General features: G+C 65.3%; 19 protein-coding genes and 1 pseudogene. 11 read left to right on the plus strand and 9 right to left on the minus strand.

The annotated features are described in order from the left end of the window. Positions 1-217 precede the first annotated feature (217 nt). The gene (locus G3N97_RS10595) at positions 218-1,690 is read left to right on the plus strand and encodes a PLP-dependent aminotransferase family protein (RefSeq protein ID WP_205993169.1); all 1,473 of its coding nucleotides are present in this window, start codon (positions 218-220) and stop codon (positions 1,688-1,690) included. A gap of 166 nt (positions 1,691-1,856) precedes the next feature. After that, positions 1,857-3,764, plus strand: coding sequence for a molecular chaperone HtpG (htpG, locus tag G3N97_RS10600; protein ID WP_205993170.1), 1,908 nt, complete (start codon positions 1,857-1,859; stop codon positions 3,762-3,764). A gap of 63 nt (positions 3,765-3,827) precedes the next feature. Here htpG and G3N97_RS10605 read toward each other — a convergent pair whose 3' ends face one another. Beyond that, positions 3,828-4,085, minus strand: a complete 258-nt coding sequence (locus tag G3N97_RS10605) for a hypothetical protein (RefSeq protein WP_205993171.1) — start codon at positions 4,083-4,085, stop codon at positions 3,828-3,830. A gap of 134 nt (positions 4,086-4,219) precedes the next feature. Here G3N97_RS10605 and G3N97_RS10610 point away from each other — a divergent pair, with 134 nt between their 5' ends. From G3N97_RS10610 to G3N97_RS10640, 7 genes are all read left to right on the plus strand, one after another. After that, positions 4,220-4,918, plus strand: coding sequence for a chorismate lyase (locus G3N97_RS10610; RefSeq protein WP_205993172.1), 699 nt, complete (start codon positions 4,220-4,222; stop codon positions 4,916-4,918). Positions 4,919-4,936: 18 nt separating this feature from the next. Continuing rightward, positions 4,937-5,476 (plus strand): DNA-deoxyinosine glycosylase, encoded by a 540-nt coding sequence (locus tag G3N97_RS10615; protein ID WP_205993173.1) that lies wholly within the window; start codon positions 4,937-4,939, stop codon positions 5,474-5,476. An 81-nt stretch (positions 5,477-5,557) separates the two neighbouring features. After that, entirely contained in the window at positions 5,558-6,139 is a 582-nt protein-coding gene (locus G3N97_RS10620; RefSeq protein WP_205993174.1) for an energy transducer TonB, read from the plus strand. A gap of 1,025 nt (positions 6,140-7,164) precedes the next feature. Then, complete coding sequence (locus G3N97_RS10625) at positions 7,165-8,022, plus strand: spermidine synthase (RefSeq protein ID WP_346778046.1); 858 nt, start codon at positions 7,165-7,167, stop codon at positions 8,020-8,022. A 341-nt stretch (positions 8,023-8,363) separates the two neighbouring features. Then, entirely contained in the window at positions 8,364-8,603 is a 240-nt protein-coding gene (locus tag G3N97_RS10630) for a DUF3311 domain-containing protein (protein WP_205993175.1), read from the plus strand. Then, on the plus strand, positions 8,600-10,150 hold the full coding sequence (locus G3N97_RS10635) for a sodium:solute symporter family protein (RefSeq protein WP_205993176.1): 1,551 nt from the start codon (positions 8,600-8,602) through the stop codon (positions 10,148-10,150). The genes G3N97_RS10630 and G3N97_RS10635 overlap by 4 nt, the downstream gene beginning before the upstream one ends. 169 nt (positions 10,151-10,319) lie before the next feature. Next, positions 10,320-11,468 carry an FUSC family protein gene (locus G3N97_RS10640; RefSeq protein ID WP_205993177.1) on the plus strand — a complete coding sequence of 383 codons (1,149 nt, stop codon included), beginning with the start codon at positions 10,320-10,322 and terminating at the stop codon, positions 11,466-11,468. 37 nt (positions 11,469-11,505) lie between these two features. Here the strand turns inward: G3N97_RS10640 and yjdN are convergent, their stop codons facing one another. From yjdN to G3N97_RS10665, 5 genes are all read right to left on the minus strand, one after another. Further along, the gene (gene yjdN / locus G3N97_RS10645) at positions 11,506-11,937 is read right to left on the minus strand and encodes a VOC family metalloprotein YjdN (RefSeq protein WP_205993183.1); all 432 of its coding nucleotides are present in this window, start codon (positions 11,935-11,937) and stop codon (positions 11,506-11,508) included. A 330-nt stretch (positions 11,938-12,267) separates the two neighbouring features. Then, on the minus strand, positions 12,268-13,227 hold the full coding sequence (tal, locus tag G3N97_RS10650) for a transaldolase (protein ID WP_205993178.1): 960 nt from the start codon (positions 13,225-13,227) through the stop codon (positions 12,268-12,270). A 293-nt stretch (positions 13,228-13,520) separates the two neighbouring features. Continuing rightward, positions 13,521-14,738, minus strand: a complete 1,218-nt coding sequence (locus G3N97_RS10655) for a benzoate/H(+) symporter BenE family transporter (protein ID WP_205993179.1) — start codon at positions 14,736-14,738, stop codon at positions 13,521-13,523. Positions 14,739-14,817: 79 nt separating this feature from the next. Continuing rightward, entirely contained in the window at positions 14,818-15,990 is a 1,173-nt protein-coding gene (locus G3N97_RS10660; RefSeq protein WP_065063663.1) for a VWA domain-containing protein, read from the minus strand. A 60-nt stretch (positions 15,991-16,050) separates the two neighbouring features. Beyond that, positions 16,051-16,902 (minus strand): MoxR family ATPase, encoded by an 852-nt coding sequence (locus G3N97_RS10665; RefSeq protein ID WP_205993180.1) that lies wholly within the window; start codon positions 16,900-16,902, stop codon positions 16,051-16,053. A 370-nt stretch (positions 16,903-17,272) separates the two neighbouring features. Here G3N97_RS10665 and G3N97_RS10670 point away from each other — a divergent pair, with 370 nt between their 5' ends. Together G3N97_RS10670 and G3N97_RS10675 are read left to right on the plus strand one after the other, a co-directional pair. Further along, the gene (locus G3N97_RS10670) at positions 17,273-17,638 is read left to right on the plus strand and encodes a cytochrome c (RefSeq protein ID WP_110327599.1); all 366 of its coding nucleotides are present in this window, start codon (positions 17,273-17,275) and stop codon (positions 17,636-17,638) included. A 41-nt stretch (positions 17,639-17,679) separates the two neighbouring features. Further along, complete coding sequence (locus G3N97_RS10675; RefSeq protein ID WP_205993184.1) at positions 17,680-18,075, plus strand: cytochrome c; 396 nt, start codon at positions 17,680-17,682, stop codon at positions 18,073-18,075. Positions 18,076-18,217: 142 nt separating this feature from the next. Here the strand turns inward: G3N97_RS10675 and G3N97_RS10680 are convergent, their stop codons facing one another. The 3 genes and pseudogenes from G3N97_RS10680 to G3N97_RS10690 all read right to left on the minus strand — a co-directional run. Next, positions 18,218-18,652, minus strand: a complete 435-nt coding sequence (locus tag G3N97_RS10680) for a DUF1841 family protein (RefSeq protein ID WP_065063655.1) — start codon at positions 18,650-18,652, stop codon at positions 18,218-18,220. Between the two features lie 163 nt (positions 18,653-18,815). Further along, positions 18,816-19,460, minus strand: a complete 645-nt coding sequence (gene nth / locus G3N97_RS10685) for an endonuclease III (RefSeq protein WP_065063652.1) — start codon at positions 19,458-19,460, stop codon at positions 18,816-18,818. Positions 19,461-19,483: 23 nt separating this feature from the next. After that, positions 19,484-19,799, minus strand: a pseudogene (locus G3N97_RS10690) (electron transport complex subunit RsxB); the annotation flags it as partial.

The following is a 19,799-nucleotide window of genomic DNA, read 5'->3' on the forward strand; positions in this document are numbered from 1 at the left end:
GACGGTCGAACGGGCGGATAAGTACGGCGGCGAGGACAGCCGCGGGGAAAAGCAGGAACAGCGCGCAGTACGGTTCGGTACGGTTCAGTACAGCAGGACAGCGCTGTACGCGTGTTGCCGGATCCTTACCGGTACGCATGTGAATAAATGTACCGGTATGGCTGCGGACAGTAACGGTACAATCGCTCCGATAGTGCTCGGTACAGTTGGAGATCCCATGTCGTCCGTCCCGCTTGACCAGATTCCGGCCCCGCACGACGCGGCCACGCTCACGCTCGTCGACCAGCTCGTCCAGTGGGGACGCCGCCGCATCGAGGAACGCGTGTTCCGGCCCGGCATGCGCATGCCGTCGATCCGCAAGCTCGCGCTCGATAAAGGCGTGTCGCGCTTCACGGTGGTCGAGGCGTACGAGCGTCTCGTCGCGCAGGGCTATCTGGATTCGCGGCGCGGATCGGGTTTCTACGTGCGCGAGCGGCTCGGCAATCTGGCCTCCGTCACGCCGCTCGAACGGCGCGCGGGCGCGGAGACGCCGACGTCCGCCGAACCGCCCGCGCTCGACGTGGTCTGGCTGCTGCGAAACATGCTCCACCAGTCGACGCATCCGGAAAAAGGGCCGGGTCTCGGCTATCTGCCCGCACGCTGGCTCGACGGCGAATTGCTCGCGGGCGCGATGCGCTCGCTCGGCCGCCAGAGCGGCACGCAACTGCTCGGCTTCGGCTCGCCGCAAGGTTTTTTGCCGCTGCGCCAGCAATTGCAGACGCGCATGGCCGAACTCGAAATCGGCGCCACGCCCGAGCAGATCGTGCTGGTCTCCGGCATCACCCAGGCGATCGACCTGCTCGCGCGCATCTACGTGCAGCCGGGCGACACCGTCGTGGTCGGCGACCCGGCGTGGTTCCAGATGTTCGGCCGCTTCGCCTCGCAGGGCGCGCGGTTGGTCGGCATGCCGTACACGCCCGAAGGCCCGGACCTCGACGCGCTCGAAGCGCTCATCGAAACCTGGCGGCCCAAGATGCTCGTCATCAATTCGGTGCTGCAGAATCCCACCGGCACCTCGCTGACGGCCGCTCAGGCGTTTCGCATCCTGCGGCTCGCGGAGCAGTACGACTTCATCGTCGTCGAGGACGATGTCTACGGCGATCTGTGTCCCGCGGGCTATCCGGCCACGCGGCTCGCGAGTCTCGACCAGTTGCGCCGCGTGATCTATCTCGGCAGTTTTTCGAAGACGCTCGCGCCGAATCTGCGCGTGGGCTTCGTCGCGGCCTCGCCGGAGGTGACGCAGGCCGTGGCCGACCAGAAGATGCTGGTCGGCATGACGAGCCCCGAGATCAACGAGCGCGTGCTGTACCGCGTGCTGACCGAAGGCCACTATCGCCGCCACGTCGAGCGGCTGCGCGCGCGGCTCGATACCGTGCGCGACAAGGCCGCGCGCATGCTGGAGCGCACCGGCTGCAAGCTGTTCACGGCGCCGGGCGCGGGCATGTTCCTGTGGACCGACACCGGCGTGGACGCCGACGCGCTCACGGCCGCCGGTCACGAGGCGGGCTTCCTGCTCACGCCGGGCAGCCTGTTCTCGCCCCATCAGTCGCCGACCACGTGGATGCGCTTCAATATCGCGAACTGCGCCGATCCGGGCTTGCCCGCGTTCCTTTCGGGCTATCTGGACGGGGTGGCGCGGCGGGGCACCTGAACATGCCATGCGGCGAATCTGGTTAAATTCGCACTCTTGAAACCCGCGCCGCGCGCCCCCATTTATGCGCGCATTACGCCGCGAACTGTCGCTTGAAACGACTCGCGCACGCGGCTTTGAATTCAACGCATTGCAACGCAACTACAACGAACGAGGACTCTCGAACATGGCACAAGAAACCATGAGCTTCCAGGCGGAAGTGAAACAGCTTCTGCACCTGATGATCCATTCGCTGTACAGCAACAAGGAAATCTTCCTGCGCGAACTGGTCTCGAACGCCTCCGACGCCGCCGACAAACTGCGCTTCGAAGCGCTCGAAAACAGCGCGCTCTACGAAAACGATCCGAACCTGCACATCCGCGTGGGTTACGACAAGGCGGCGCGCACCGTCACGATCGAGGACAACGGCATCGGCATGAGCCACGACGAAGCCGTCGCGAACCTCGGCACGATCGCGCGCTCGGGCACCAAGGAGTTCTTCGGCAAGCTCTCGGGCGACCAGAAGAAGGACGCGGCGCTGATCGGCCAGTTCGGCGTGGGCTTCTATTCGGGCTTCATCGTCGCCGACAAGATCACCGTGGAAACGCGCCGCGCGGGTCTGCCGGCGAGCGAAGGCGTGCGCTGGGAAAGCGCGGGCGAGGGCGAATTCTCGGTCGACAAGATCGAGCGCGCGCAACGCGGCACCACCATCACGCTGCATCTGCGCGAAGGCGAGGACGAACTGCTGTCGTCGCACAAGCTCAAGAGCATCATCCAGAAGTACTCGGATCACGTCGGTCTGCCGATCGAAATGAAGGCCGAGGAATGGGACGCCGAAAAGAGCGAGATGGTCACGAAGGACGAGTTCGAGACCATCAACCAGGCGAGCGCGCTGTGGACGCGTTCGAAGAGCGAGATCAGCGACGAGCAGTATCAGCAGTTCTATCAGCATCTCGCGCACGATCACGAGAACCCGCTCGCGTGGACGCATAACCGCGTCGAAGGCCGCAGCGAGTACACGCAACTGCTCTACGTGCCCGCGCACGCGCCGTTCGACATGTGGAACCGCGACCACAAGAGCGGCCTGAAGCTCTACGTGAAGCGCGTCTTCATCATGGACGACGCCGAGCAGCTGCTGCCGAACTATCTGCGCTTCGTGAAGGGCGTGGTCGATTCGGCGGATCTGCCGCTGAACGTCTCGCGCGAAATCCTCCAGGAAAGCCGCGACGTGAAGGCGATTCGCGACGGCGTGACCAAGCGCGTGCTGTCGATGCTCGAAGAACTCGCGAACGCGCAGACCGACGCCGAAGCGAAGGACGAGGACAAGGCGAAGTTCGCCGGCTTCTGGAGCGAGTTCGGCCAGGTGCTCAAGGAAGGCGTGGGCGAAGATCACGCGAACAAGGACCGCATCGCGAAGCTGCTGTGTTTTGCGTCGACGCACAACGACACGGCCGAGCAGAGCGTTTCGCTCGCCGACTACGTCGCGCGCATGAAGCCCGAGCAGTCGAAGATCTACTACGTGACCGCCGACACCTGGCAGGCCGCGACCCACAGCCCGCACCTCGAAGTGTTCCGCAAGAAGGGCGTGGAAGTGCTGCTGCTGACGGACCGCGTCGACGAATGGATGCTGTCGTTCCTGAACGAATTCGACGGCAAGCCGCTCGCGAGCGTGGCGCGCGGCGACCTCGATCTGGGCGCGCTCAACGACGAGGAAAAGCAGCAGCAGGAGAAGGTCAGCGAAGAACTCAAGCCGCTCGTCGAGCAGATGAAGGAAGCGCTCAAGGACAAGGCCAAGGACGTGCGTCTGACGTTCCGCCTGACCGATTCGCCGTCCTGCCTCGTGGCCGACGACAACGACATGAGCGGCTATCTGCAGCGCATGCTCAAGGCCGCGGGCCAGCAGGCGCCGCAGATGCAGCCGATTCTCGAAGTGAATCCGGAGCATCCGCTCGTCAAGGCGCTGCATGCCGATGACGCGAATTTCGCGGACTGGTGCCATCTGCTGTTCGATCAGGCGATGCTGGCCGAAGGCGGCGCGCTGGAAGATCCGGCGAGCTTCGTGAAGCGCACGAATGCGTTGTTGCTGGCGCGCTAAGTTGTAGCGTCGGAGCGCCGACGCAAGAAAAGGCACGCCGCAGGGAAACCTGCGGCGTGTTTTTTATTTGGCCTTGCGCTCCTTGCTGGATTGCGCGAGCACCGATGCCGCGAGCGTTTTGGTCTCCGTCGAATATTTCGGGCTGTGCAGGACTTCGCTCGCCTCGTGCTCCATCGTGGCGCCCGTCTGTTTGGATGTGTGTGATTGCGCGAGCGCCGAAGCGGCCAGGCGCTTCTTGATCGCGGACGCCTTGGGATCATGCAGCGTTTGCGCCGCGAGACGACTGACTTTTTGCGAGGTCTGCTTCCGGTTGTCTGCCATGCGAGTCTCCTGGTGTACCGAGCGTGTCTGGCGGGGTGCGGCAGAATGCACGTCGGTGTATCCGGCAGTTTTCCGCGTCCCATCTCGTGCAGCCATACGAATCGTCCTAACTGTGCGCAGCCTATAATCGCGCCATGCCCATCCGATTCGATGCCGCCGACGCGCACTGGCGCGTCGCGCCCCTCGCGGCCTTCAGCGCCGCCCAGAAAGACTGGCTCACGCGCGGCGGTTCGCTCACCGCGCATTTGCGCACGCTCGGTCAGGTTCAGGTGCGCGTGACGCGCGAAGCCGTCGATATGCCCTGGTCCGACGAATGCGCCGCACTCGGTCTCGCGCCGCGCGAGCGCGCGTGGGTGCGCGAGATTGTGCTCGAAGTCGACGGCGTGCCGTTCGTGGCGGCGCATAGCGCGACGCCGCTCGAGGCGAGTCACGGCGTCTGGCAAGCCATGCGTCGCTTGCGCACGCGGCCGCTCGCCGAACTGCTTTACAGCGATAGCGGCGTGGCGCGCTCGGCGTTGGTGAGCCGACGTGTGAGCGCGCGGCATCCGCTGCATGCGCTCGCGGCGCGCGAAATCGGCGAGACCGGTTCTGCCTGCGCGCATGCGCCGCATGTGTTCGTCGCGCGGCGTTCGGTGTTCGAGCGTCATGGCAAGCCGTTGCTCGTCACCGAATGCATGCTGCCCGCGCTGTGGACGCATCTTGCGGAGTCGGCTGGCGAGGCGCCGTCCGCGCATGCGTCGCATTCGGCTCGCGAGCGCGGTCCGCTCGGACATACGGCATCGCGTGCGCATCAAGTTGCGCATCAAAACCCCCATCCCGGCGCGCCGCGCTGAATCGCATTCCGACCGCTCATGTCGTTCAAACGCTGCTTCCCGCCTGTCGTCGATGCGCACACGCGCGTGCTGATTCTCGGTAGCCTGCCGGGCGAGGCGTCGCTCGCGCATCAGCAGTATTACGCGCACAAGCAGAATAAATTCTGGGCGCTGGTGGGAGAGGTGATCGGCGCGGACCTCGTGGCGATGGATTACGACGCGCGTTTGCAGGCGCTGCTCGCGCATCGGGTCGGATTGTGGGACGTGGTGGCCGAGGCGCGCCGCGAAGGCAGTCTCGACGCCGCGATCCGCGACCACGCCAGCAACGATCTCATCACGCTGATCGGGCGGCTTCCCGCGCTCGAAGCGATCGCGTTCAACGGCGGCACGGCGGCGCGCATCGGCGAGCGCATTCTGGGCGCGCACGCGCCGCGCCTCGCGATCCTGCATCTGCCGTCGAGCAGCCCGGCGTATGCGTCGATGAACTTCGCCGCGAAACTGGTGGCGTGGCGCGCGATCGGCGCATTCGCGGGCGAGCCGGACGACGCGCCGCGTCGCAAGGACGCCGGTCCGGCGTAAGCGCACTGCAATCTCGCCGCGTTAGCATGCTGTCGCGCACGCCGAGGTGCGCCATCGTTATCGACGGGACACGAGACCACAATGAACAAGAAACGCCTGCTCCTGCTCGCTTTTCCCTGCGCGCTCGCACTGACCGCCTGCGCTTCCGACGACCCGGCCGCCGCCGGCCCGCATGTCCGTCCTTCACCCGAAGCCGTGATGAGCCGCTGCCTCGCGTCGGTCGCCGAAAGCGGCGCACCCGTGCCCACCGAAGCCACGCTGGACGCGCGGCAGTGGGAGCGCTACGTGAACTGCAAGCTCGGCGGCAATATGTTTGCGAATCCGAAGAGAGTGCCGGATGAGACCGAGGCCGTGGTGTCGATCCGCGCCGCGCCCGATGGCCGCATTCTCTCCGTGAAGCTGCTGCATTCGAGCGGCAACCGCGACTACGACGAGGCGGTCGAGCAGGCCATCGACGTCGCTACGCCGTTGCCGCCGATTCCGACGGCGCTGCACATCGCGCGCATCGACCTGCACTTTCATCCGGTGCGCGTGAATCCGCTCGCGCTGCAGTCGAGCGGGCCCGCGATCGGCGGCATGAACGTGGGCGTCGGCATCAGCGATCAGAGTCACTGGCGCGCGGAGCACTGCAATATCGTGAACGGTGTGAGCGCCTGCGACTGAACGTCGGCTGTCCGCGTTTTCGGGGCTTTTTTTGCGGTGTTTTTGTGGTGCGAATGTCGTGTTAAGGCCGCGTCATTGCCGTGTAATTGCAGCGCGATGCGCGGCGAATGCTATGCTCTCGGTCGCCCCCGCAGTCGCGCTGCAGATGTGCTGTAGCCGCGACTGCTTTTGCTCCTTCCAAGCATCGCATTTTCCACATGACGACTCTGATCAAGCGCGCTTCGGCTGAGGCCCGCGCATTCAACAAAACCGACGCTGCCGAGAGCGCGCCGACGACCGGTACGACGCCGGAAACCGAAGCGCCGCAGCAGATCGACGCAGCGCCGCAAGCCGAAGCAGCCGTGCAGGCAGCGGCGCCCGCCGCCGTCGAAGCCGCACCGGCTGTGGTGACGGAAGCGGCAGAAGCGACGCAGGTGACGGAAGCGGCAGTGGCTCCGGCCGCGGTCGAAGCCGCGCCGGCCGTCGTGGCAGCCGAAGCTGCGCCGGCGGTTGTCGAAGCGCCGAAGCAGGCAGAAGCCAAGCCTGCCGCGAAGCCCGCAGCGAAGCCTGCAGCAAAGCGCGCGGCGAAGCCTGCGGTGAAAGCGGAAGCCAAGCCGGAAGCGAAGCCTGTCGCCGAAGTCGCTGCGAAGGCGGAAGCGAAGCCGGTCGCGAAGACGGAATCGAAGCCCGCAGCAAAGGTGGAAGCGAAGCCGGTTGCCAAGGCTGAAGCGAAGCCGGTCGCGAAGAAGGCAGCGAAGCCCGCGGTGAAGGCGGAAGCCAAGCCGGTCGCAAAGGCGGAAGCGAAGCCCGCAGCGAAAGCGGAAGCGAAGCCGGTTGCAAAGGCAGAAGCCAAACCCGTCGCGAAGAAGGCAGCCAAGCCCGCAGCCAAGCCCGCAGTGAAGGCAGAAGCCAAGCCCGCAGCACGCGTGAAGCGCGCGCCGGTTGCTGCTGCGGTGGTTGCTGAAGCAGCAGCGCCGAAGGCCGCGAAGGCCGAAAAAGCCGCCAAGCCGACCAAGGCAGCCAAGCCCGCTAAGCCCGCCAAGGCGATCAAGCCCGCCAAGTCCAACAAGCTCGCGCGCCGCGCAGCCATGGCCGAGGAAGAGCTCGAACACGCACCGGTCATCGAAAAGCCGCGCAAGCCGCGCTTCGCACCGGTCACGTTCTCGGAAGAGGGCGGCGTGCGCTACCTGCACTTCGGCACCGAATGGGTGCAAGGCGCGATGCGTCTGTCGAAGCCGCAGCACATCGAACTCGAATACGCGCAGCAGATGATGTCCTGGCTGCTGTTCCTCGCGACGCCCGCGCGCATCGTGCAACTCGGTCTGGGCGCCGCGGCGCTGACCAAGTTCGCGCATCGCTACCTGCGTCCCGCGAAGGTCGAGGCGATCGAGCTGAACCCGGCGGTCGTGGTGGCCGCGCGCACGATGTTCGATCTGCCGATGGACGACGCGCGCCTCGCCGTGCGTGAACTCGACGCATGGGACTTCGTGCAGGACCGCTCGAACCACGGCACGGTCGGCGCACTGCAGATCGACATCTACGACGCGACTGCACGCGGTCCGGTGCTCGACAGCGTGGCGTTCTACCGCGCCGCGCGTGCGTGTCTCGCGGAGGCGGGCGTCGCGACGATCAACCTGTTCGGCGACCACCCGAGCTACGTGCGCAACATGAAGCGCCTGAAGGAAGCCTTCGACGGCCGCGTGATCGCGCTGCCCGAAGTGCACGACGGCAACCGCGTCGCGCTGGCGTTCTCGGGTCCGGCGCTCGACGTGAGCTGGGCGGCGCTCGAAAAGCGTGCGCGCATGCTCGAAAGCAAGCTCGGCCTGCCCGCGCACCAGTGGGTCAAGTCGCTGCGCGCAGCGTGCAAGGAAATCGGCAAGGAAGGCGCATCGTTCGCCATCTGAGTCTGTTCGCCCGGTGCGTTCGTCACGTTCGTCATGTTCGTCGAGTGCACCAGGAAAGAAACCGGCCTTCTGGCCGGTTTTTTTTCGTCCCCGTTTTTTTGCGAGCTTTCGGATGGCTGACGATTTCGAATCCGAAACGATCGCTACGCACGCGCGTCGCGCCTTGACAGCGCGGCCGGGGTTGGGGTCCGCCCCGGCTTGACCCGCTATCGGGGCCTCGCTACTCTTTTCAGCGCTTTCGGGGACCTTGCGAGGCACGAGCTCGCGGGCCATCGGCCGTTTCGCGGCCGTACAGGCGGCGCACCGACGTCGCATAACAACATAAGTGAGGAGGAGACGTCATGGCTCACGACGCCGACGCCGGAAAAGCCAGCAAGCACTGGCTCTGGCTGTTGCTGCTGCCCTGGATCGCGATGATCTGGGTGCCGTCGTACAACAAGGTCGAACCCACGTTGTGGGACTTCCCGTTCTTCTACTGGTACCAGCTCGCCTGGGTGCTGATCAGCGCGGTCATCACCGCGCTCGTCTATCACAAGACCAAGGACCGCTCGAAGCGCGGCAACGCGGGAGGCGCGCAATGAACGTCACCGCAACCTTCGTCTTCGTCCTGTTCTTTATCGGCGTGACGATCATCGGCTTCCTCGCCGCGCACTGGCGCAAGGGCGATCTCGCGCACCTCGACGAATGGGGTCTGGGCGGACGCCGCTTCGGCACCATCGTCACCTGGTTCCTGCTCGGCGGCGACCTCTACACGGCGTACACCTTCGTGGCGGTGCCCGCGCTCGTGTTCGGCGCGGGCGCAACGGGTTTCTTCGCGTTGCCGTACACGATCCTGATCTATCCGTTCGCGTTCGTGGTGTTCCCGAAACTCTGGGCTATCGCCAAGCGCCATCACTACGTGACGTCCGCCGACTTCGTGAGCGCGCGCTACGGCAGCCGCATGCTCGCGCTCGCCATCGCGGTCACGGGCATCGTCGCGACCATGCCGTACATCGCGCTGCAACTGGTGGGGATCGAAGTGGTGATCGGCGCGCTGGGTTTCGACACCACGGGCTTCGTCGGCGACCTGCCGCTCATCATCGCGTTCGCGATTCTCGCGGCCTATACCTACACTTCCGGATTGCGTGCGCCGGCGATGATCGCGGTCGTGAAGGACATTCTGATCTACGTGACCATCGCGGTGGCGATCATCGTGATTCCGGCGCAGATGGGCGGTTTCGGCCATATCTTCGCTTCGGTGCCGCCGGCCAAGCTGCTGCTCAAGGCGCCCGACGCGTCGAGCCTGAACGGCTATAGCGCGTACGCGACGCTCGCGGTGGGTTCGGCGCTCGCGCTGTTCCTCTATCCGCATTCGATCACGGCGGTGCTGTCGTCGTCGTCGGGCAACACCATCCGCCGCAACATGGCGATGCTGCCCGCGTACTCGCTCGTGCTCGGCCTGCTCGCGCTGCTCGGCTTCATGGCGCTCGCCTCGGGCGTGAAGGACATGCCGGAATTCGCGCCGTACTTCAAGGCTTTCGGCCCGAACTTCGCGGTACCGGCGCTGTTCCTGCACTTCTTCCCGTCGTGGTTCGTGGGCGTGGCGTTCGCGGCGATCGGCATCGGCGCGCTGGTGCCCGCGGCGATCATGTCGATCGCGGCCGCCAACCTGTACACGCGCAACATCCACAAGGAGTTCATCAACCGCAACATGAGCAACGAGCAGGAGACCAACATCGCCAAGCTGGTTTCGCTGATCGTGAAAGTGGGCGCGGTGGCGTTCATTCTCGGGCTGCCGCTCACGTACGCGATCCAGCTGCAACTGCTCGGCGGCATCTGGATCATCCAGACGCTGCCCGCGATCGTGCTCGGTCTCTACACGCGCATGCTCGACTGGCGCGGTCTGCTGATCGGCTGGGCCGTGGGCATCGCGACCGGCACGTGGATGGCGATCTCGCTGCATCTCAAGGGCTCGATCTTCGTCGTGCATCTGTTCGGCATCGACGTGCCGGGCTACGCGGCGGTATGGTCGCTGATCGTGAATCTGGTGGTGGCGGTGGTGGTGTCGGCGCTCGTGCATCTGTTCGGGATGCAGAAGGGCGAGGACCGCACGCGTCCGGAGGATTATCTCGACGTAGTCGAAAGCTGATCGGCGAGGGCGCGACGAATGCGCCCACTTCGCCCGCTTGATGCCGCAATCACGCTGCAATCACGCATGCCCGCGCCGATGACGGTTGCGGGCATTCGTTTTTCTGGTGCACGATGTGCGCTGCACGGTGTCATTCCGACGACACCGGCCCGAATGTCCAGCGCGCAACATGAACTCGTCTGATTCGCAGTCCACACACTCCGCCGTGCCGCGCCGGCGCGTCCGCTCGCGCGTCGCGCGGGTCTGGCGCGCGCTCACGTCGCCGTTCTATCGCTACCGCAACGCGGCGCTGATTCACGCCATCCGCGTGGGCCTCGCGATGCTGACGTCGATTCTCGCCACCACCGGCATCAACATACCGCACGGTATCTGGGCGTCGGTCACGCTGCTGGTGGTGATCGGCGGGTTGCAGCATCACGGCAATATCCGCAAGAAGGCTGCGGAGCGCGCGCTCGGCACGCTGCTCGGCGCGCTCATCGGCCTCACGCTGATCGTCGTGCAGGCCATCACGGGTTCGTCGTGGCTCACGTATTCGCTGATGTCGATCGTCGCGGCCGTCTGCAGTTACTACGCGATCGGCAAGCCCGGCTACGTGGCGCTGCTCACGGCGATCACGATGTGCATCGTCGCGGGCCACGGCGACAATCTCATCGACACCGGTTTGTGGCGCACGCTCAACGTGATGATCGGCATCGTGATCGCGCTGGCGTTTTCGTTCGCGCTGCCGCTGCACGCGACCTATTCGTGGCGTTATCGGCTCGCTGACAGCCTGCGCGAATGCGCGCGCGTCTACACGCAGATCGTGAGCGGCGTGCACGTCGACAACGACGAGCATATCGAGATCTTCCGCCGACTGAACCAGCGTCTCGTGCAACTGCGTTCGCTGATGCCTTCGGTGGCGAAGGAGATCGACGTGCCTGCGGCGCGGCTCGAACAGATCCAGCGTCAGCATCGCGCGATCCTCAGTTCGCTGGAGATGATGGCGACGGGGCTCGGGCGCTACGAGCAGCAACTCGTGCGCGTGGCGTTCGCCGAGCGCAGTGCGCGCGTGCGCGAAGCGCTGCTCGCGACGGCGCGGGCGCTGCGTTTTGGCGGCGCGCGTCATCCGGAAGCGGCGGCCAAGGCATTGCGCGCGCCGTCGCTCGACAGCGCTCAGGCGCTGGTGGCCGAGCCCGCCGCGCCGCTCGCGCCGGACATGCAGGGGCCGTACTGGTTGGGATTGCGATTCGAGGAGCAGGTGGCGCAGCTACGGTCCCTGTTGCTGGAGACCGAGCCGCGCTGGAACATCGAGCGCGCGCACCTGCATCGGATGGTGTGAGGCGCGCGACGAGTGGAGAAACCGCTTTCGCGGCGAGTTAAGCGGCGGAGCTTTCGAGCGGCGGCGCGGTGACCATCCACGGTACGCCGAACTTGTCGGTCAGCATGCCGAAGCCCGGCGACCAGAACGTTTTCTGGAACGGCATGGTCACCTGCGCGCCTTGCGATAGCGCGTCGAAGTAGCGCTGCGCGGTGGCGGCGTCGGTGGCCGTGAGCGAGACGCTGAAGCCGGTGAACTTGTCGTTGCCGGTCATGCAGCCGCCATCGGACATCATGATCTGCGCGTCGCCGACCTGAAGCGTGGCGTGCATGATCTTCTCGGCGAATTCGGCGGGCATGGGACGCGCCGGATCGGGTGGCGCTTCCTTGAAGCGCATCTTGAACAGCTCCTGCGCGCCGAGCGCTTCGTGATAGAACGCGATCGCCTCTTCGCAATTGCCGGGGTAGAACAGGTAGGGCTGGATCTGCATCATCGTTTTCCTTGCGGACCGGTTCCCCGCAGGGACGGCCCGCGCGCGCGGATGCGCAACGGTTGTGGGGATGTTGTGGGAATCGAACGTGCGGCTGTGTGCGCCGCTGTCCTGATTCTAGGCGCAGGCCCGCGCGCCGCCGCGCGGCGCGTCGCCAGGGTTTGCGAGAGCGCAGACTGGAATGGAGGTTGCAGGGCGCGGGCGCGTCGATAAAAACGCGATAAAAACGCGCCGCAAAAAGAAAAGGGCCGCACGTTCTGCACGCGCGGCCCTTCGTATTTTCCAGCGATCAGTAAGCGTTTAACGCGCGCTCACCGATCGTCGAGCGCCTTACTTCGCGCGCAGTTCCTCGACCATCTTGTCGAGCTTCACCGCATCGGCGGCGAAGGCGCGGATGCCTTCCGCGAGCTTCTCGGTGGCCATCGCGTCTTCGTTGAGCAGGAAGCGGAACGACGCTTCGTCGACGGCCACGCGTTCGATCTGCGTGTCCTTGAAGGCTTCCGCCGACAGCTTGCGCTCGATCTTTTCGCTGCTGTCCTGCAGCTTCTGCAGCAGGTCCGGGCTGATCGTGAGCAGGTCGCATCCCGCCAGTTCGACGATCTGGCTCGTGTTGCGGAAGCTCGCGCCCATCACCTCGGTCTTGTAGCCGAACTTCTTGTAGTACGCGTAGATCTTGCGCACCGACTGCACGCCCGGATCGTTCGCGCCGCCGTCCTTCGCGTCGTCCCAGTCGGCGCCCTTGGCCTTCTTGTACCAGTCGTAGATGCGGCCGACGAACGGCGAAATCAGTTGCGCGCCGGCTTCGGCGCACGCGGCGGCCTGCGCGAGCGAGAACAGCAGCGTCATGTTGCAGCGGATGCCTTCCTTCTGCAGCACTTCCGCCGCGCGGATGCCTTCCCACGTCGACGCGAGCTTGATCAGCACGCGCTCTTTCTCGATGCCCGCCTTCTTGTACAGGTCGATGATGTGGTGAGCCTTGTCGATCGACTTCTTCGTGTCGAACGAGAGACGCGCGTCGACTTCGGTCGAGACGCGGCCCGGAATGATCTTGAGGATTTCGGTGCCGAAGGCGATCAGCAGATGGTCGATGATCGCCTCGACCGATTCGCCCGCGTGATCGCGCACGGTTTTTTCGAGCAGCGGCCGGTACTCGGCTTTCTGCACGGCCTTGAGGATCAGCGACGGATTGGTGGTCGCGTCCTGCGGCTTGTACTGGACGAATTGCTGGAAGTCGCCCGTGTCGGCGACGACGGTGGTGTACTGCTTGAGCTGATCGAGTGCGGTAGTCATGTCAGGCCTTGTGGGCGCATGCGCGCCAGCGTCGGTGAAAGGGAACGGCCTGCGCGCGGGCCGGCGAGCCGGGATTCGCGGGAGCAGGGCGAAACGCGAAATTACGCGTGATAACGTGGATCGCAGGGATCGGCGCTGCGTCGCCGCCGGATGGCGGCAGCGCGCTGCCGCGCGGCCGGGTTGGGGCCTGCGCGGCGCACACCCCCATTTTATGGCGGATCGGAAGGCGGTGCGATGTCGCGCGCGCAGTCGTCATGGCGGCCATGCTGGCGGAGGGGTTTTCAGGCGCGGTTTCAGGCCCGCCGCGCGTTCAGGATCACCTGCGTGAGCACGCCGGCGACCAGACCCCAGAACGCCGCGCCGATCGACAGCAGCGTGAGCCCGGAGGCCGTCACCATGAAGGTGACGAGGGCCGCTTCGCGCTCGCTCGGCTTCTGCATCGCGTTGGTCAGCCCGCTCATGATCGAGCCGAACAGCGCGAGCGCGGCGATCGACACCACCAGCGCCTGCGGAAACGCCGCGAATAGCGCCGCGATGGTCGCGCCGAAGGTGCCCGCGATCAGATAGAAGATGCCGCACCAGACGGCCGCCATATAGCGCTTGTTGCGGTCCTCGTGCGCGTGCGGGCCGGTGCAGATCGCCGCCGTGATGGCCGCGAGGTTGATGCCGTGCGAGCCGAACGGCGCGAGCACGAGCGATGCGAGGCCGGTAGTGGCGATCAGCGGCGAGGAGGGCGTGTTGTAGCCGTCGGCGCGCAGTACGGCGATGCCAGGTACGTTCTGCGAGGCCATCGCCACCACGAAGAGCGGAATGCCGATGCTGACGATCGCCTGTACCGAGAATGCGGGCATCGTGAACACGGGCTTCGCGACCGCCACGCGGAAGTGGCTGAAATCGAGCAGGCCGAGCGTCGCGGCGGCCGCCACGCCCACCACCAGCGTGCCGACGATCGCATAACGCGGCACCGCGCGCTTGAGCAGCAGATACGCGAAGAACATCGTGAGCACGAGCGGCGTCTGCACCTGCGCCGCATGGAAGATCTCGATGCCGATCTCGAACAGGATGCCCGCGAGCAGCGCCGCGGCGATGCCGCCGGGAATGCGCTTCATCAGCGTGTCGAACCAGCCCGTGAGGCCCACGGCGGTCAGCAGCAGCGCGCAGACGATATAGGCGCCGATGGCTTCGGCGTAGGGCACGTGCGGCAGCGAGCTGATCAGCAGCGCCGCGCCCGGCGTGGACCACGCGATCACGGTGGGCGCGCGGAACCACAGCGAGAGCCCGATGGTGGTCACGCCCATGCCGATCGAGAGCGACCAGATCCATGAGGAAATCTGTTCGGGCGTCAGGTGTGCGGCCTGGCCCGCCTGGAACATCAGCACGAGCGAACTCGTGTAGCCCGTCATCATCGCGACGAAACCGGCCACGATCGTGGCGACCGACGTGTCGGCGAGCGGCCGCAGCGGTCCCGGCCGGACGCTCGCCGGCAGGTCGGGGGATGAAGGCGCGGTCATGCTGGAACTCTCCTCGTTTTACTTGTGAATGCCCGCTGGGGCGGGTGTGGCGTGTGTGATGCGCAGGGGAGAAGGGGCGTTACTTGCTCAGCACGCGCATGGCGGTTTCGAGCCCCGCGACGGTGAGCGGATACATGCGATGCCCGAGAATTTCGCGGATCACCGACACCGACTGCCGGTATTCCCAGAGCCGTTCGGGTTCGGGATTGAGCCACGCGAAATGCGGGAACTGATCGGCGAGACGGCGCAGCCACACGGCGCCCGCTTCCGGGTTGTTGTACTCGACCGAGCCGCCCGGTTGCAGCACTTCGTACGGGCTCATGGTGGCGTCGCCGACGAAGATCAGCTTGTAGTCGGGCGTGAACTTGTGCAGCAGGTCCCACGTGGACGTGCGCTCCGCGTGACGACGGCGATTGTTCTTCCACAGGTAGTCGTAGACGCAGTTGTGGAAATAGTAGAACTCCAGATGCTTGAACTCGGCCTTCGCGGCGGAGAAGAGTTCCTCGGTGCGCTTGATGTGGTCGTCCATCGAGCCGCCCACGTCGAGCAGCATCAGCACTTTCACCTTGTTGTGGCGCTCCGGCACCATCTTGAGGTCGAGCCAGCCCGCGTTGGCGGCGGTGCTGCGGATGGTGTCGGTGAGATCGAGTTCTTCGGCCGCGCCTTCGCGCGCGAAGCGACGCAGACGGCGCAGCGCGACCTTGATGTTGCGCGTGCCGATTTCCACCTGATCGTCGTAGTCGCGATACGCGCGCGCGTCCCACACCTTCACGGCGCTGCGCTGGCCGCCTTCGCCGCCGATGCGGATGCCCTCGGGGTTATAGCCGCCGTTGCCGAACGGCGAGGTGCCGCCCGTGCCGATCCACTTGCTGCCGCCTTCGTGGCGCTCCTTCTGCTCGTCGAACAGCTGCTTGAGGCGCTCCATGAGCTTGTCGAGCCCGCCCATCGCTTCGATCTGCGCGCGCTGCTCGGGCGTGAAGTCGCGTTCGAGCCGCTTCTTGAGCCAGTCCTCGGGAATCTCGAACGCCTGCGCCGACTTCTTCTCGATGCCGCGGAAATACGCGCCGAACGCCTGATCGAAGCGGTCGAAATACTGCTCGTCCTTCACGAGCGTCATGCGCGCGAGAAAGTAGAAGTCGTCGAGCGACGGCGCGATCACGCGCTCCTTGAGCGCTTCCACGAGCGTGAGGTACTCCTTGACGGAGACCGGCAGCTTCGCGTCGCGCAGCGTGTAGAAGAAGTCGATCAGCATGCGGATTCTCCGTGCCTTCTTGCGTGCCTCGTGCGTGCCATTGACGCGCTCACCCGCGCCTTAGCGGTTGTGGCGGTTCATGTAGATGAGCCGCTCGAACAGCGTCATGTCCTGTTCGTTCTTGAGCAGCGCGCCCGCGAGCGGCGGCATCGACTTCGAACCGTCGACGGCGCGCAGCGCTTCGGGCGGCACCTCTTCGGCGAGCAGCAGCTTGAGCCAGTCGAGCAGTTCCGACGTGGACGGTTTCTTCTTCAGGCCCGCGACGTTGCGCAGTTCGAAGAAACTCTCCATCGCGGCGCTCAGCAGTTCCTTGCGGATGCCCGGATAGTGCACCTCGACGATGCGCTGCATCGTGGCCGGATCAGGGAAGCTGATGTAGTGGAAGAAGCAGCGGCGCAGAAAGGCGTCGGGCAGTTCCTTCTCGTTGTTCGACGTGATGATCACGAGCGGACGCTGCTTCGCCTTGATGAGTTCGCGCGTCTCGTAGACGTAGAACTCCATGCGGTCGAGTTCGCGCAGCAGGTCGTTCGGGAATTCGATGTCGGCCTTGTCGATCTCGTCGATCAGCAAGACGCTCGGCTGCTCCGACTCGAACGCCTGCCACAGCACGCCCTTGACGATGTAGTTGCGGATGTCTTTCACGCGCTCGTCGCCGAGCTGCGAATCGCGCAGGCGCGACACCGCGTCGTATTCGTAGAGGCCTTGCTGCGCCTTCGTGGTGGACTTGATGTGCCACTGCATGAGCGGCATGTCGAGCGCGGCCGCGACTTCCTCGGCCAGCATCGTCTTGCCGGTGCCCGGCTCGCCCTTGATGAGCAGCGGACGCTTCAGGGTGATCGCGGCATTGACCGCGAGCTTGAGGTCGTCGGTGGCGACGTACTGCGAAGAGCCTTCGAAACGCGTGGCGCGCATGATGAACCGCTCGCTAAAAAAATCCCAGTATAAGTCAGAAGGGGTGTTGGCCCGGAGGGGGCTCGCGTATCGTTGGCTCCGCCCGATGCGGCACCTGTTTATCGCCGGAACTGTCGTGAACGGCGCACCAGGGTTCCCCCGCACGACCCGCCCGAAGGCCCCTCGCACAACGCCTAAGCCCCGTGTGGCGGGGCTGAGCGGGCGTCGGACGGGTGGCCGCCCGATGGACGTGCGGCGCGGCGTCGCGGTATACTCGGACCGATTTTTTTCGGCCTGCACGGCGACCCCCAAAAGTAAAACAGCAGTAATGCGGCGCAGGCCGTGGCCTGCGGTTCGGGCGTTCGAATCCCCTCAAGCCAGGTTGGATGCTATGAAAAAAATTGTCGGCAAGCACGTCATGTTCGGAGCATTGACCGTGCTGGCGGGCTTCGCGGCCACGGCACACGCGGACGTCGTGGGCAACGCGAAGGCAGGGCAGGACAAGGTGGCGATGTGTATCGGCTGTCATGGTATTCCCGACTATCGCACCGCCTATCCCGAGGTCTACCACGTGCCGATCCTGGGCGGCCAGAATGCCCAGTACATCGACAACGCCCTGCACGGCTACAAGAAAGGCGACCGCCACTTCGAGACCATGCACGCCATTGCGGCGTCGCTCAGCGATCAGGATATTGCGGACATCGCGGCGTATTACTCGTCGCAGACGCCCGCCTCGAAGAACAATCCCGAGAAGTAACCGGCACGCGACTGAGAGGAAAAACCATGAACAAGTCCCGCATGGCCGTGCCCGCGCATGCCCGCCGTCGCACGTACGCGCCGGCCGCCGCGATCGTTGCAGCCGCATCGGCACTGGCCTTCACGCTCGTCGCGCTGCCCGCGCAGGCCGCCGACGCCGCCAAAGGCAAGGTGCTTTCCGACAGCCACAACTGCGCCGCCTGCCACGGCGTCAATCTCAACAAGCCGGTGAGCCCGGAGTATCCGAAGCTCGCGGGCCAGCATGCCGATTACATCTACTGGGCGTTGCGCCAGTACCAGATGGGCGGCAATAACCCGCATCTCGGTCGCAACAATCCGATCATGCAGGCGCAGGTGCAGAGCCTGTCGCAGGGCGACATGAAGGATCTGGCCGCGTATATCGAGTCGCTCAAGGGCGATCTCGTCGAGAAGAAGTAAGCGCGACGCCCGCGCGCACGAACGCACGAACACACGGACGCGCCGGCGAAGCGAAAACACCCCGTTCGGGCCGCGTGGCGGTTCGAACGGGGTGTTTTTGTTTGTGAACGCCGCGTGGAGCGACGTGGATCGGTGTGCCTGCTCAGTCGCGCGTGGCGCGGCGCTCGATGCGTTGCAGATAGGCGTCGGTATCGGGCGGCGTATTCGTGCGCTGCGCTTCCCAGATGGTCTCGCCGAGACATTCCATGATCGCGTGCTGTGCGTCGTGCGTGGAGCCCATGCGCGCCGCGAGCCGGTCGTGCGCCGCGCGGATGCCGGGCGGCTGGTCGATCGACAACTGCTCGCTGATCGCCAGATGCATCGACAGATGCAGGAAGGGGTTGCTCTGTCCGCGTTCGGGCGAATAGTCCTGGGCGGCGGCCTGATCGGCGTCGGCGAGTTCCGCGTGATACTCGGGATGCTCCACGATCCAGTCGGCGGCAATCGCCTCGAGCGGCGTGAGGATTTCGCCCGCGCGCTGCTTGCGCCAGGTCTCGGTGAAAAAGCGGCGGACTTCGTCGCGGCTGGGATTGAACATCGTGAACGTACTGGGTGGGGAGCCGGTTCGAACGCCAACCGGCTTTGTCGTTGGACTGTGATGGCTGATTTTACGCCGCCAGGCGCGGGCTTGCCGGAGCTGCAGCCGCAACGCGCGGCCGCATTTTCAGGGCCGGATCTCGGGCGTGGAACTCAGGCATCGCTCAAAGATCGGGCGGCGGCGTCTTCTGCCTGAATTCGCAGACCGGCTCGATCACGCAATGCCAGCATTCCGGACGGCGCGCCTTGCAGACGTAGCGGCCATGCAGGATCAGCCAGTGATGCGCGTTCACGAGGAATTCCTTCGGCGTGTACTTTTCGAGCGCGATCTCGACGGCCTTCACGTCCTTGCCGGGCGCGAGGCCGGTGCGGTTCGCGACCCGGAAGATATGCGTGTCGACGGCGATGGTCGGCTCGCCGAACGCCACGTTGAGCACCACGTTCGCGGTCTTGCGGCCCACGCCGGGCAGTCCTTCGAGCGCCTCGCGCGTGCGCGGCACCTCGCCGCCGTACTGCTCGATCAGCTTCTCGCAGGTGGCGATCACGTTCTTCGCCTTGGTGCGGTAGAGGCCGATCGTCTTGATGTAATCGGCCACGCCTTCCTCGCCGAGCGCGAGCACGGTTTGCGGCGTGTTCGCGACCGGAAACATCCGCCGCATGGCCTTGTTCACCGACACATCGGTGGCCTGCGCGGACAGCAGCACGGCGATCAGGAGTTCGAACGGCGTCGTGAACTCCAGTTCGGTCTCCGGATGCGGATTGATGCTTTGCAGCGTTTCGTAGATGGCGCGGCGCTTGGTGGCGTTCATGCGGATAGGCGTGGGCGCGGTGGTTACGTGGGCTTGTCGTCGTTGGGCGTGTTGCCGGCGGCGTTATCGCTCTTCTCGCTTTTCTCGCTCGCGTCGTCGCTCTTGTCGCTCTGGCCGTCCTGCGATGCGGCGATACCCAGACGCTTGCGGCGCGCTTCGGCGGCGTCGATCTGCGCCTGCACGTCGGCGCTGACGTGCTCGGTGTTGCGCGGGCCTTCGCCGCGAGCCGACAGCTCCGCTTTCTTCTGACGCGCGCGTTCCAGCGCGGCCTGAATGATGGCTTTCTTCTTCGCTTCGGCGTCGTTCGCGGGCGCGGCTTGCGCGGACTGAGCGGCGGCG

This window comes from Paraburkholderia sp. Ac-20347, from assembly GCF_017104805.1.
Taxonomy (GTDB): Bacteria; Pseudomonadota; Gammaproteobacteria; order Burkholderiales; family Burkholderiaceae; genus Paraburkholderia; species Paraburkholderia tropica.